The following is a 13,610-nucleotide window of genomic DNA, read 5'->3' as shown; positions in this document are numbered from 1 at the left end:
AGGCGACGATGGCGGCGACGATCCGCGAGTTGGCCAGATGTGTGGAACCCGCGGACCGCGGAGATCCGATCGAGATCCTGCAGGGGCAGGCGCAGTCGCGGGTGCCCGACCTGGTGCCGGTTCGCAACGCCCGGATGTCGGCGACTCCGTTTACCTTCTATCGCGGTGCCGCCGCGGTCATGGCTGCAGACCTGGCCGCTGTCCCGCACTCAGGGGTGATGACACAACTGTGCGGCGACGCCCACCTGAGCAACTTCGGCGTCTTCAACACCCCCGAACGTCGGATGATCTTCGACCTCAACGACTTCGACGAGACGGCCCCCGGCCCGTTCGAATGGGACGTGAAGCGGTTGGCCGCGAGCGTCGCGGTCGCGTCACGGGGCAACGGGTTCGACGCGGCAACCACTCGGGCGAACGCCCGCGAGGTGGCGAAGTCGTACCGCAAATGGATGCGGACCAGTGCCGGACAGACGACGATGGACTGCTGGTACGCGCGGATCGACGTGCACGACATGATGGCGCAGGTCGGTGCGAAGCTCGATACCTCGACCGAGGAACGGACGGTCCGCGGCCTGCGCAAGGCGCAGCACCGCGACAGCGCTCAGGCGGTCGCGAAGCTGTGTGTGGTCGATCCCGACGGACGGATCCGCATCCGCAGCGATCCACCTCTGCTGGTCCCGATCCACGAGCTCTTCCCGGACGAGCGCGCCGACATCGTCGAGGAGCGGATCGAGGACCGACTGCGGCAGTACCGCACGATGATGCCGGATCACATCCGTGCGCTCTTCGACCAGTTCACCCTCGTCGACGTCGCACGCAAGGTGGTCGGGGTCGGCAGCGTGGGTACCCGGGCGTGGATCGTGCTGTTCCATGGCACCCGGACCGACGACCCGCTGTTCCTGCAGGTGAAGGAGGCGCAGCGGTCGGTACTCGCCGACCACGTTCCGGCTCAGCAGTACCCGAATCAGGGGCAGCGGGTCGTCGAGGGGCAGCGACTGCTGCAGGCCGCCAGTGACCTGTTCCTCGGTTGGACGTCCGGCCTGGACGAGAACGGCGAGAAACGCGACTTCTATGTGCGGCAATTGCGTGACGGAAAAGGCTCGGTGGTCATCGAGGCGCTTTCTTCCGTCGACATGAAGCTCTACGCGAAATTGTGTGGGCGGGCCCTCGCACATGCCCATGCGAGAACCGGGAGCCGCTTGCAGATCGCCGATTATCTCGGCAGTGCGAAAGGATTCTCGGACGCCATCGCCGACTTCTCGATGGCCTACACCGATCTGACCGACAGCGATCATCAGGCGATGCTCACCGCGATCGAGCAGGGAAGACTCGAGGTGCACGACTTGACGTGAACGGCGACGACGGCCGGTCATGAGTTCTCGACCGCGATTTTCGTGAACATTCGGCCAATTCGATCGCAATTCGATCCCGTTCACGCCGGTGTCGCGAAACAATCCGCGACTGTGAGCGTGATTCGCGCTATGTTCTCGTGTGAACAGATGCCGTCAGGCGCAGCTGCCGGTGGATCGGGGGTCCACGCATGAGGTCGCAACGAGAGGCTGCTGACACCACTGTTCGTACTCCCCGGGCCACCGCGTCCGCCTCCGCGCCGGCGCCCGATGCGGACCGCGCCGCGCGACTCGCGGCGATTCTGGACGAGGCGGTCGATCGTCCCGGTGCCGTTGTACTGGTCAGCGCCCCGTCGGGCACGGGCAAGTCGGAGATGCTCGCGCGCTGGACGGCTCGACGTCACGATCTGCAGATCCTCGATCTCACGATCACACCACCCGGTCACATCGGGCGGCTGTGGCGTGTGTGCGTGGAGCGGTTCGACGCGGCACCGGTGGCCGCCCCGTCGACCCCGGAGGCGGGGCGCCTCGACGGGTCGGTCGAGTTCGCCGACGACGCACGCCGCGCAGAGCACGCCTTGGCACAGGCCACCGGTCGGATCGTCATCGTCGTCGACGACGCGGATCTCCTCGCCCACGGCATCGACCTGTTCAGCCTGCAGACCTTCCTGACGAACCAGGCCTCGCACGTGGCCGTCATCATCAGTGCCCGTCACGACCTTCCGCTCCCGTGGCACACCTATGCAGCCGATCATCGATTCACCCGCATCGGTGAGGCACAACTGTCGATGACGCCTCGCGAGATCCGTCGGCTCCTGGCGGATCAGCAGACAGAGCTCTCGGATGGGCAGGCCGAACGGCTGTGCGCGCTCACCGGCGGCTGGCCGTCGCTGGTCGGCATCGCGGCAGACCATCTCGCCGGACGTCCAGCAGTCGACGAGGCACTGGGACAGCTCGAACGCTCTCCCCAGCCGATCGCCGACCATCTGGTGGGCGAGGTCCTGGCCCGACTGAACCCGGAACTCCTCGAGTTCGCCGCCGTCACCGCCGTGCCTCCGACATTCGACGCCGCACTCGCCGAGCACCTGTGTGATTGCGACGCCGACGAGGCGATCCGCGATCTCCTGCGCTGCGGTTTCCCGATCCTGACCGACGCTGCGCCCGATCGGTCGCCGGTGTACCGGTACCCGGGCCTCGTCCGCACGCATCTGCGGGCGGAGATGCGTCGACGGGACCGCGGCGCGCCCGCATCGGTGTCACGCCGGGCGATCGAGTGGTCGGTCGCGCGCGGGCGGGATCTGGACGCGCTGCGCGGGGCCTTGCTGCTCGGCGAACCAGAGGTGGTGGAGGAGACACTCGTCCGCGTCGGCCCCCGACTGATTCTCGACGATCGGGTGGATGCCATCGCACCGCTGCTCGAAGAGGCATCCGCCTCGATCCCGAACCGCCCGATCGTACTGCTGCTCCGGGCGATGATCGCGCTCGAGTCCGACGACATCACCGCGGCCATCGCCTCGGTCGAGCACGCCGAGGTCGTACGGCCGTCGCTGCGTGCCGGCTCGCCGTCGTCGGACATCGCCACGATGCTGTATCACGTTCTCGTGGTGCAGCTCTCGACGCGGGTTCCGTTTCGGGGCCTGGCCGACGCCATCGGGGCGCTGTGCACGCTCCCGGCGCCGGCGTCGGTCGAGGTGCGTGTTCTCGCGCTCTCGGTCACGGCGGCGGCGAGGGCCGGTCTCGGCGATCCCGATGAGGCGGACACCCCGCTGGCCCACGCCATGGCGATCGCCGCGTCGGGGGATCTCGCAATGGTGCGGGTGCGCGTCCGCGAGCAGTTGTCCTCACTCGCATCCCTGCGGGGCGAGCCTCTGCTGCAGAAGCATTGGGCCCGCGACGCACTCGACACCGCGCACGCGGCCGGACGGTTCGACGGTGGTGTGGTGGGTCGGTGCCGGGCCCTGGAGCTCGATGCGCGCTACCAACTCGGTGAACATCTCGACGCGGGCGAGGTCGACGACCTCCGACGTGACCTCGACACGACGGTGCCCTCGTGGTCGGCTGTCGTGCGGCGCGCTCCCATGATGGTGCTGACCGCGGCCTTCGAGTACGCGGCGGATCGACATGCGGCCGCAGATCTGGCTCGCCACACCCTCATCCGCGTGATGCGGTCGCGGCAGGGCCCGTGCCCGTCTCCGGTGATGCTCGTGCGCGTGGCGGGGATGTGTGCGGATTCGGGACTGGCAGAGAGCATTCCGGAACTGGCAGCCGTCGGTGAGCGGATGTTCGGGCACGTTCCGGAGGTCGCGGTCGCGCGTGCGGTGGGGACGCTGGTCTGTCGCGGCCCCGAGCAGGCGCGGCGGCTGCTCGCCCCGGTGATCGCCGAACTGGCCGAGGCGCATCCGGAGACGGCGATGACGGGTTGGGTGACCCATGCCCGGATCGCCGCGGGTCTCGATGATCGGCGCGAGTGCCATCGCGGCCTCGGCGAGGCGATGAAGATCGGTGCGCCACGCGGTCTCCTGGCGCCTCTGCTGGCCGGCGGACAGGCGATCGCGGAAGCCGTCGCCCGCGACGTCGGCACCTTCGGCCACGAAGAAGGCTTTGCGGCGGCCTACCTGGCGGCAGTCCGCGAGCGGTGGTCGCCCCGGCAGGTGCACCTGACGACATCGGAGATGCGGGTACTGACGTTCCTGCCGTCAGGGCAGACGGCGGAGGAGATCGCCGAGGTGTTGTCGGTGTCGGTCAACACCGTGAAGACCCACATGCGCAACATCTATCGGAAACTCGACGTCGGCACACGGCGGGACGCGGTGTCGGCCGCACGCACCGCAGGGCTGCTCTGAACCGTCGGCAACGCCGAACCCGACTCGGCCACGACTCGGCGACCACCTGGACCGGCACCGATCGAGTTCGCCCTCGCGCCGGAGAAGAGCGTCACCCGACGCTCAGGGCCGTCGGCGGAACTCGAGCAGGGTGAGCCCGAGTGAATCGAGTCGCGCGATGACACCCCGCGCCGCCGCGGTATCCGGCAGTTCACCGAAAAGCCTTGTCGCCGTGCGTCCATGATCAGGAAGAGCAGCCAGTTCCGGGAAGCTGGCGAGGACACGGTCGGACAGTGCCCCGTCCACCAGGAACTCGTACTCATGGCGATCCATGTGGTCGTCCCGCCGATCGTGGTCGTGTCGCGCTGCTCCGTCAGCGTGCTCGTCGCACCCGCTGGGCGACATCATCCGTTGCGGATGAAGATGGGTGAGTTGCGGACCCTCTACAGAGACGAGGTGTGCTCGCGCGCGCGGAGGAGCGCCGATCCGCCGATGCCGACGACCGCGGCGACGACGAGTCCCAGCACGGTCTCGGATACGCGTTCGGTCAGGCGGCCCGTCGCCTGCACCGAGTCCGGGTAGCTCAGCATCAGGATGACCAGGAAGGTGGTGAACGTCGGCAGGATGTACCAGCGGCTCCCACGCGTCGCGGCCGCCGCCACGAGGGCGAGCGCGACGGCCGCGGCCACTGCCCAGGGGCCGGCGCCGAGCTCGACCAGTCCTGCCGCGGCGGATGCCCCGACGAGTACGGACACGAACCGCCCCACCGTCCGCCACTGCTGCAGGTGGGCGTCGGGGCGCATCACCAGAAGTGCTGCTGCGCAGGCCCAACCGACGTGGTCGAGGTCCAGGAGGAATCCGATCGTGGCGGTGACGAGGCCGACGAGCCCCACCAGCACGCCGTAGGCGATTCCCGGCAGTCCTGTCGCCGTCATCGGCCCGTCGGTGGGTTCGGCGAGCCAGCGTTCCGGCAGGGCGATCGCGACGGCGAACGTGATCACACCGCCCGCGATGAACAGGCCGGTGATTCTCAGTCCGGCCGAGAGGCCGTCGAGGCTCAGCCCGATGCCGACGAGCGGTGGCGCCAAGATGATCAGCAGGAGGGCGAGTCGCGGCCGGTGCAGTCGCGGTCCGCACCATGTGGCGACGACGGGGAGTACGAACATCGTGGCGCATGCGAGCAACGGCCACGGCGAGACCGATGAACCGATGGTGATGGGGATGCCCAGGATCAGTGAGGCCGCCAGGATCACCACCCGCCGCCGGCGTTCCCGCGGAATCCCGACGACGAGCGACGGGATCATGCCGACTCCGAGTGTCACGCCCGAACGGACATCCACCAGCCCGGTGACGAGGACGGCCGGCGTCGCCGCGACGAGAGCGGCCAGTGCCGGCAGCCAGCGCCACACGAGGAGCGGGGGCGCGGCGGCGGTCACCGTGCAGACATTATCCGAGATGAGGCGATCGAGGTCTCGCGCGTGGTCGTCGCGGTGATCACGGGCCTCACAACATCACCCGCCGCGGGTGATGCTCCCGATGTCGACCGGGTGCGACTCTCCCTTCAGCTGTGATCCGGCCTGTTCGCCCGGTCCCGGGCACCGCGAGCCGGAGCAACTCTGAGAGGTGATCAGATGGCGGACGATCCCGTGACCCGTGGCGATACCGGCGGCGGCGAGAGGGCGGCGGTCACCGCACGTCCGGCGACGAACTACATCACCTGGACCGCACTCGCCCTGATGACGGTGTCGTCGGTGGCCAGTCTGCGGCCCGCGCCGACGATGGCCGTCTACGGCCTGGCGTGTGTGTTCCTGTACGTGCTCCCGGCGATCGTGTTCCTCGTCCCCACGGCCCTGGTGTCCGCGGAGCTCGCCTCCGGGTGGCCGGGCGGTGTCTACCGTTGGGTGACCGAGGGCATCTCGCCGAACATGGGTTTCGCCGCCGCCTGGCATCAGTTCGCGATGACCATCTTCTACTACCCGACCTTGCTGTCGTTCGTGGCGAGCACCCTGGCCTACGTCATCGACCCGGATCTCGCCTCCAGCGGTGTCTTCACGGCGGTGGTCATCATCGTCGTCTATTGGGCCGGTGTCCTTCTCGCCTTGCGAGGCGGCATCGGCGTCATCGCGAAACTGGCGTCGAGCGGAGTGCTCGTCGGCACCCTGATCCCCGGTGCACTGCTCGTGATCCTCGGCATCGTGTATCTGCTGCAGGGCAATCCGTCGGCGGCGCCGATGAGCGGCAGCAACCTGCTGCCGGCCTGGACCGGCATCGCGAGCATCGTGCTGATCGTCAGCAACTTCGGCGCCTATTCCGGCATGGAGATGAACGCGGTGCACGTCAACGAGCTCAAGGATCCGGGCCGGCAGTTCCCGCGCTCGATGTTCCTCGCGGTCATCCTCGTGCTCGTCATCCTCATCCTCCCGCCGCTCGCCATCTCCTGGGTGGTGCCCGGCGATCAGATCAGTCTGACGGCCGGGGTGATGCAGGCGTTCTCGGTGGTGTTCGGCCACTTCGGTTTACAGTGGCTCGTTCCGTTGGTCGGCCTCGCCATCGTCATTGCGTCGCTGGCCGGGTTCATGACCTGGCTGTCGGGACCGTCCAAGAGTCTGCTGCTGGTCGCCCGGGACGGCGGCTATCTGCCACCGTACTTTCAGAAGACCAACAAGGTCGGAGTCCAGCAGAACATTCTCGTCGCACAGGGTTGGGTGACGACACTGCTCGCGCTGCTGTTCGCACTCGTGCCCGCGGTGTCCAACGCCTACTGGATCTTCATGACGATCACGACATCGGTCTACCTCCTGGTGTACCTCTGGTTGTTCATCGCCGCCTACCGGCTGCGCAAGATCGCGCCGGACCATCCACGCGGATATCGCGCTCCGGCACTGCCTCTACTCTGCGGTGTCGGCTTCGTCGCGTCGATCGCTGCCATCGCCATCAGTTTCGTTCCGCCGTCACAGTTCGGTGGCGGGAGTCCGTGGGTGTTCGTCGGCATCGTCGGCGGCGGCATCCTGCTGCTCGGGCTGATCATCCCGGCCGCGCTCATCGCGCTTCGGAAACCGAGCTGGAGCGTCCCGGCCAATCCAGAGGAGCAGACGGCATGAGCCACAAGGCGATCTACTGGACTGTCGGCGGCGTCCTCGCGGTGCTGCTGGTCGTGATGATGGTGGCGTGGGACCACAACCGCGACAACGCCGAGGCCGTCGCCAAGGCCGACCGCCTGATCGCGGCGTACGACGCGAACGGGATCCCGACTCCCCTCGACGCCCGTCAGGTCGCCGAGATCTTCGGCGACGATGGCGGCACCGTCTGCGCCGCGGCGGGCAGCGAGACCGCACTCGGTCACCTCAAGACGCAGATCGGTGTCGGCGGCGAGTTCTATGTGCGGCCGATCGTGCTGACGGAGAACGTCTTCCAAGGCTTGCGGCTGATCGTCGAGGTCTACTGCCCGGAGAACATCGACACCGTCCGCGAGTTCATCGCCGACCAGCGCTACGCCCGGTGACCGTGGCGGACCCCGACGCGACCGGGTCGCGACGATGGATCTCACTGGCCGCGACCTGCACCGCGGCCGGTCTCGTCTGGCTGGCCTTCGCCGACTTCGGTGTCGCCACACCGACGATCGCCGACGAGATGCATGCCGATCTCGGCGGACTCCAGTGGGCCAACAATGCGTTCAGTCTCGCCGCAGGTGCGCTCGTCATCGCTGCCGGCAAGTTCGGCGACATCTTCGGGCAGCGACGTATCCTGCAACTCGGCATCCTCGTGTTCGCGGCGTGTTCGGCGATCGCCGCCCTCGCTCCCGGAGTGACGACCCTGATCGTCGGCCGCGGGCTGATGGGAATCGGTGCCGCGCTCATCCTGCCGGCCACCCTGGCACTGATCCCTGAGCAGTTCTCGGGGCGGGCACAGTTGACGGCCTTCGGTGTCTGGCAGGCGGTCGCGTGGGGAGGGCAGGCGCTCGCGCCGGCCATCGGCGGCGTGCTCACGGACGGCCCGGGGTGGCAGTGGCTGTTCTGGATCAACGTCCCGCTCGCCGTGATCGCCTTCGCCGTCATCCGAGCGGTCACCCCGGAGGCGGTGGACAGCGCCGCCGATCGCCGCATCGACTGGGTCGGACTGGGCGCCATCGCGCTCGCCGTGTTCGCGTTGCTGTACGCGCTGACCGACGGACCGTCGGCCGGCTGGACGGATCCGCTCGTGATCGGGTTGTTCGTCGCGGCCGTGGTTCTCGCCGTCGCCTGGGTGCTGATCGAACGCAGCGTTGCGGCCCCGCTCGTCGACCTATCGTTGTTCCGGCTACGCGCCTACGACGGAGCGCTGACCGCGAACCTGGTGATGAACCTGGGCTATGCCGGCCTCAGCTATCTGCTCGTGCTGTGGTTGCAGAACGCCCGTGGCTACAGCGCGGTCGAGGCGGGACTCCTCATGTTGCCCGCGACTCTGGGCATCTTCGCTCTGATCCCGGTCGGTGGCCGTCTGGACAGCAGGGTCGGTGGCCGATGGCCGGTCCTGCTCGGCCTCGTGGTCCTCGCCGTCGGGTTCGCCGTTCTCGGGCCCCTGCACGCGGACTCGTCGCTGTGGTTGATGGCGGCGGCACTGGTCGTCATCGGCTGTGGCCTCGGCCTGCTGTCCACGCCGGTGTCGAACACGGCGGTCGGCACCGTACCGGCCCGACTGTCGGGCACCGCCGCCGGTGTCTTCAAGATGTCGAGCATGGTCGGGGGCGCGCTCGGTGTCGCACTGCTCACCGCGATCACCCGAGCGCTCACCTCGGCCGATTCCGATCGGGCGGTGCAGGATTCAGGCCTGACCGCCGACGAGGTCGATCAGGTGCGTGCCGCACTGGTGAACTCGTCGTCGTACGCCGACGCGCTGGCGCGTCTGCCGGCCGAACTGCAGCGCAAGGTCACCGACGCCGTGATCATCGCGTTCTCGCACGGCCTCGGACTGACCATGGTCGTCACAGCTGTCCTGACGGTCATCGCAGTGGTCGTGGTGTGGTACGTGTGGCCACGCGCGCAGACCACGCAGTCGGCGGACACCAGGCAGACGTCGTGACACGCTGGGAAGATCGGATCGAGAGCGAGGAGAGCTGATGACGGACGACGCACTACGGGAACGGGTACGCGGCCTGATGCCGCAGGCCCAGTCCGATCTCACCGCGATGGTGGGATTCCGCTCGGTACATGATCCGGAGCAATCGCCGCCGGAGGAGTGCGACAAAATGGTCGACTGGCTGCAGGAGGCCTTCACCGATGTGGGCTTTTCCGACGTCGACTCCCACGTGACCGCCGACGGCAGCAAAGCGGTGACCGGTCACCTCGCCGGCCCCGACGACGCACCGACGGTTCTCCTCTATTTCCACCACGACGTCCAGCCTCCGCTCGGCGAGGACGAATGGGATTCACCCGTCTGGTCCCTCACCGAACGCAACGGTCGCTGGTACGGCCGGGGCGCGGCGGACTGCAAGGGCAACATCGCGATGCATCTGACGGCGCTGCGCGCGCTCGACGGCGACATCCCGGTGAACATCACCATCGTGGGAGAGGGCTCCGAGGAGCAGGGCACCGGCGGGATGGAGGATTTCGTCCCGCGCAACCCCGACCTGTTGCGCGCAGACGCAATACTCGTCTGTGACTCCGGCAATTTCGCCGTCGGCAGGCCCAGCCTCACCACCAGCCTGCGCGGCATCGCGAACATCGTCGTGAGTGTCGAGACGCTGTCGTCGGCCATGCATTCCGGCATGTTCGGCGGCGCCGCGCCCGATGCGTTGGCGGCGTTGATCACAATGCTCGCGTCCTTGCGCGATGCCAACGGCAACACGACGGTCGCCGGGCTCGATGCCTCCGCCACCTGGCCGGGCGTCGACTATCCCGCGGAGTCGTTCCGCACCGACGCCAACGTGCTCGACGGCGTCGATCTGCTCGGGTCGGGTCGCGTGTCCGATATGGTCTGGGCCAGACCCGCGGCGACCGTTCTGGGCATCGACTGTCCGCCCGTGGTCGGGTCGTCGGCGTCGATCGTGCCGCGGGCGCGGGCCCGGATCAACCTGCGGGTGCCCCCGGGGATGAATGCCAAGCACGCGCAGGATGCGTTGATCGCTCACCTCACCGATGTCGCGCCGTGGCACGTGAAGGTCTCCTTCGAACGGGAGGCCGACGGCTCCCCGTTCACCGGGGCGACGTCCGGACCGGGCTACGACACGATGGTCGACGCGATGAAGCGGGCCTACGGGACGGACGTGTTGCTGATGGGGCAGGGCGGTTCGATTCCGCTGTGCAATGTCTTCGCCGAGACCTACCCGGATGCCGAGATCATGTTGCTCGGAGTCGAGGAACCCCTCTGCCTGATCCATGCACCCAACGAAAGCGTCGACCCCACCGAGATCGAGAACATGGCAGTCGTCGAGGCGACCTTCCTGAAGGAGTACGCGTCGCGGCTCACAGGCCGCTGAAGCGTTCCACCAGAAGATCTTTCAACTGTGGACGGCTGGCCGCCACGAGGGTGAACAGCGCTTCGCGGGCGAGCCGTTCGGGGGTGCTGCCGCGCAGCAGTGCACGACCCCCCTCCGCCGCGATCAGGGTGGCGGTCGCGTCGAGCGCGAGTTGCGCGGCGTCGGCTCGCGCCTCGATCAGCGCCGCGGCGTCGGCCATTCCGGCGTCGAGGCGCGAGCGCACGTGGCTGCTGCGTTCACGTATCGCGCGGGCCGCGTCGCTGTGGCCGGAGATGTCGAGCAGCGAGGTGCAGCGACGGAGGAGTCCGAGCGGCAGGGTGCCGTTCAGTCGGACCCCGACGTTCTGGGAGGCGAAGAAGTCGTCGAGCGTCACGCGGCTGACCACGCGTTCGTCGGCCACGGCGAGGCCGGAGATCTTCAGTGCGACAGTGTGCGACGCGTCGACCGCGCCGAGATGCAGTGGCATGACCTCGATGTCCGGTGGGCACGGGTCGATCGGCACGATAGCGGCGATCACGTCGTCGGTCTCCACGTCGCGGGCCGACACCTGCAGCACGTCGACGATGCCCCACCCGCTGACGAAGGGTGCGTAGCCGTCGAACACCCACCCGCGATCGGTGCGGGTCGCGCGCATCCGCGGGGGTGTCGGAACCACCCCCGCATACGCGACGCCCGCGCGGACTCGTCCCTCGCGGGCGTCGTCGTAGAGTTCTCTGCGGAGCGCGGAGTTGGTCGTGCCGGCGAGTGAGATGACCACACCGTGATGCTGCAGCCAGGTGAATCCGGTTGAGAGGCAACCGGAGATGATGACCTCGAGGACCTCCACGACCTGCTCGAACCCCAGACCCGGTCCGCCGGCCTCCTCGGGGGCCGCGATGCCGAACAGCCCGGCGTCGGCGAGCTGTGTCCAGTGCGAGGTGGGGATCTCGCCGCTGCGATCGACCTCGGCCGCGGCCGGGAACAGGACGTCGTCGGCGATCCGGTACGCGTCCTCGATCAGCCGGGTGCGGCGGGTGTCGGGATCAATGGTCACCCGGCCAGCCTACGACGCGGCCGACCGTTTCCTGCGCTGGTCGATCCGGTACGCGTCCTCGATCAGCCGGGTGCGACGGGTGTCGGGATCAACGGTCACCCGGCCAGCCTACGACGCGGCCGGCCGTTTCCTCTGCTGGTCGATCCGGTACGCGTCCTCGATCAGCCGGGTGCGGCGGGTGTCGGGATCAACGGTCACCCGGCCAGCCTACGACGCGGCCAGCCGTTTCCTCTGCTGGTCGATCCGGTAAGCGTCCTCGATCAGCCGGGTGCGACGGGTGTCGGGATCAACGGTCACCCGGCCAGCCTACGACGCGGCCAGCCGTTTCCTCTGCTGGTCGAGTAGCGGCGCGTGAGCGTAGCGAGCCCGGCGCGTATCGAGACCACACCGGCACCCGCACGAATCACACCAGGCAGAGCGGCGACTGATCGGTGCGTCCACCTGTCGTCGGGGAGACCAGGAAGGTGCACGAGTTGAATCCGGCCTTCTCGATCTCGCCACGGAGCATGCGCAGCGTCGAGGTCGGGACGACCTTGTCGCGGGACAGCAGGAAGCCGGAGGTGCGGGTCGGGTCTCCGACGACGGCGAACCGGTATGGGTCGGAAGGCGTGGCGCCGTCGGCGATCCAGGCGACGATGTAATTCGGCGCGTTGCCGGGATCGATGCTGGCGGGTACCTGGGGGAACTTCACCGACAGTTGGGCCTTGGTGACCGGGTCGACGACCGTGGCCTTGCCCTTGACGCGGTTGGTCTGTCCGGTGAAGGTCGTGCAGGTGTTCTCCACGCCGATCGTCGTCGGGTTGATCGGGGTGTAGGTGGCCTTGGTGTCCTTGGCACAGTCGAGGTTGAAGAATGCGGGGACCGCCGCGAGCTGCCACCACGATCCGAGATACCGCTCGGTGTCGAGTTTCGGGATCGGCTGCAGCGGTGCAGCCGATGCGGGGGCGGAGGTGGCGACCAATGCGCCGATGACCACGGCGACGGTTGCGAACAGGGTGAACAGGGGTCGAATCCTGCGGGTGATACGCATTCGGGCGGCTCCGTTCGAGTGGGTATGGACCACAGCGATTCGGAGCCGCCCGAGCAGCGGATGGGTCACGCGATGTTCGACGGCTTCCAGGTCGCGACGGCCCAGATGACCACCAGGTCGAGCGCGATGATCAGGATCGCCCACAGTGGGTAGTAGGGCAGCCACAGGAACTGCGCGATGATCGAGATCGACGCGATGATGATCGCGGAGATCCGCGCCCAGTCGGCTCCGACCGCGAGGCCACCGGCGATGATGACCGCCAGGATGCCGATGATCAGGTGAATCCAGCCCCAGGTGGTGAGGTCGAACTGGTAGACGTACTGCGGACCGGCGACGAAGAGCTTGTCGTTGGCGATGGCCGAGATGCCCTGGAAGACGGCCACCAGACCGGCGACGAACAGTAGAGCGGACGCAACAATCGAGATGCCGAAAGCGAAACCTTCCTTCGCTCCTATGTTGGCATCATGATCCGGGGAGGTCATGACCGTGTCCTTTCGGTTCGAGAGGGAGAAGCGGGACAGTCGTACCGGAAATACTTTAAGGTTTGGGCGGCTCATGTGCGCCGGAAATGCGCCGAGTGCGTCCAACTGTTTGCTGCGGCGTCACTTGTGTGGACGGGCGGTGACCAGGCGATTTAGCCCCATCGTGGTCGTGGGGGTAAGCTATCGCAGGCTACACACGGGGTGTGGCGCAGCTTGGTAGCGCGCTTCGTTCGGGACGAAGAGGTCGTGGGTTCGAATCCCGCCACCCCGACGCTAGGTTGAGATAGCAGAAGAGGCCCTGACCAGGGATTCCTGGTCAGGGCCTCCTCGTATCTGCTGGGCGGCCGTGCGCTCAGTCTGTGCCGTGTTCCGCTCCTTCAGAAGAGTGCTTCGGACAAGCGCGACACCCGCTGCACGCTTGCCAAACCTTGAAATCCTGC

General features: G+C 67.7%; 11 protein-coding genes and 1 tRNA gene. 7 read left to right on the top strand and 5 right to left on the bottom strand.

Annotated elements, in window-relative coordinates:
- Window positions 1-8: 8 nt before the first annotated feature.
- A complete protein-coding gene (locus EEB19_RS16210) occupies window positions 9-1,352 on the top strand; it encodes a DUF2252 domain-containing protein (RefSeq protein WP_187588082.1) in 1,344 nt (447 codons plus the stop codon).
- Window positions 1,353-1,540: 188 nt separating this feature from the next.
- The gene (locus EEB19_RS26960; protein WP_187588080.1) at window positions 1,541-4,192 is read left to right on the top strand and encodes a LuxR C-terminal-related transcriptional regulator; all 2,652 of its coding nucleotides are present in this window, start codon (window positions 1,541-1,543) and stop codon (window positions 4,190-4,192) included.
- Between the two features lie 102 nt (window positions 4,193-4,294).
- Here EEB19_RS26960 and EEB19_RS16200 read toward each other — a convergent pair whose 3' ends face one another.
- Both EEB19_RS16200 and EEB19_RS16195 read right to left on the bottom strand, forming a co-directional pair.
- Window positions 4,295-4,504, bottom strand: a complete 210-nt coding sequence (locus EEB19_RS16200; RefSeq protein ID WP_187588078.1) for a hypothetical protein — start codon at window positions 4,502-4,504, stop codon at window positions 4,295-4,297.
- Window positions 4,505-4,614: 110 nt separating this feature from the next.
- The gene (locus EEB19_RS16195; protein ID WP_187588076.1) at window positions 4,615-5,607 is read right to left on the bottom strand and encodes an FUSC family protein; all 993 of its coding nucleotides are present in this window, start codon (window positions 5,605-5,607) and stop codon (window positions 4,615-4,617) included.
- A gap of 195 nt (window positions 5,608-5,802) precedes the next feature.
- On the opposite strand from EEB19_RS16195, the gene EEB19_RS16190 reads away from it, so the two are divergent.
- Genes EEB19_RS16190 through EEB19_RS16175 form a run of 4 tightly spaced genes read left to right on the top strand, consistent with a single transcriptional unit; the run spans window position 5,803 to window position 10,625 of the window.
- Window positions 5,803-7,272 (top strand): APC family permease, encoded by a 1,470-nt coding sequence (locus EEB19_RS16190; protein WP_262365708.1) that lies wholly within the window; start codon window positions 5,803-5,805, stop codon window positions 7,270-7,272.
- On the top strand, window positions 7,269-7,673 hold the full coding sequence (locus EEB19_RS16185) for a hypothetical protein (RefSeq protein ID WP_187588075.1): 405 nt from the start codon (window positions 7,269-7,271) through the stop codon (window positions 7,671-7,673). Before EEB19_RS16190 ends, EEB19_RS16185 begins: the two co-directional genes overlap by 4 nt.
- Window positions 7,674-7,675: 2 nt before the next feature.
- Window positions 7,676-9,229 carry an MFS transporter gene (locus EEB19_RS16180; protein WP_262365707.1) on the top strand — a complete coding sequence of 518 codons (1,554 nt, stop codon included), beginning with the start codon at window positions 7,676-7,678 and terminating at the stop codon, window positions 9,227-9,229.
- A 37-nt stretch (window positions 9,230-9,266) separates the two neighbouring features.
- Complete coding sequence (locus EEB19_RS16175) at window positions 9,267-10,625, top strand: dipeptidase (protein ID WP_187588071.1); 1,359 nt, start codon at window positions 9,267-9,269, stop codon at window positions 10,623-10,625.
- Here the strand turns inward: EEB19_RS16175 and EEB19_RS16170 are convergent.
- The 3 genes from EEB19_RS16170 to EEB19_RS16160 form a co-directional block, all read right to left on the bottom strand.
- Window positions 10,612-11,658 carry an acyl-CoA dehydrogenase family protein gene (locus EEB19_RS16170; RefSeq protein ID WP_262365706.1) on the bottom strand — a complete coding sequence of 349 codons (1,047 nt, stop codon included), beginning with the start codon at window positions 11,656-11,658 and terminating at the stop codon, window positions 10,612-10,614. The two genes, EEB19_RS16175 and EEB19_RS16170, sit on opposite strands and share 14 nt — an antisense overlap.
- A gap of 403 nt (window positions 11,659-12,061) precedes the next feature.
- Entirely contained in the window at window positions 12,062-12,688 is a 627-nt protein-coding gene (locus EEB19_RS16165; protein ID WP_187588069.1) for a lipocalin family protein, read from the bottom strand.
- A gap of 65 nt (window positions 12,689-12,753) precedes the next feature.
- Window positions 12,754-13,170, bottom strand: a complete 417-nt coding sequence (locus tag EEB19_RS16160; RefSeq protein WP_187588067.1) for a hypothetical protein — start codon at window positions 13,168-13,170, stop codon at window positions 12,754-12,756.
- A gap of 197 nt (window positions 13,171-13,367) precedes the next feature.
- Between EEB19_RS16160 and EEB19_RS16155 the strand changes: the two genes are divergently transcribed.
- A tRNA-Pro gene (locus tag EEB19_RS16155) sits at window positions 13,368-13,441 on the top strand.
- The last annotated feature ends 169 nt before the right edge of the window (window positions 13,442-13,610 follow it).

This window comes from Gordonia sp. OPL2, from assembly GCF_003797825.1.
Taxonomy (GTDB): Bacteria; Actinomycetota; Actinomycetes; order Mycobacteriales; family Mycobacteriaceae; genus Gordonia.
The sequence above is the reverse complement of the archived record's forward strand: the minus strand, read 5'-3'. Positions and strand labels throughout refer to the sequence as shown.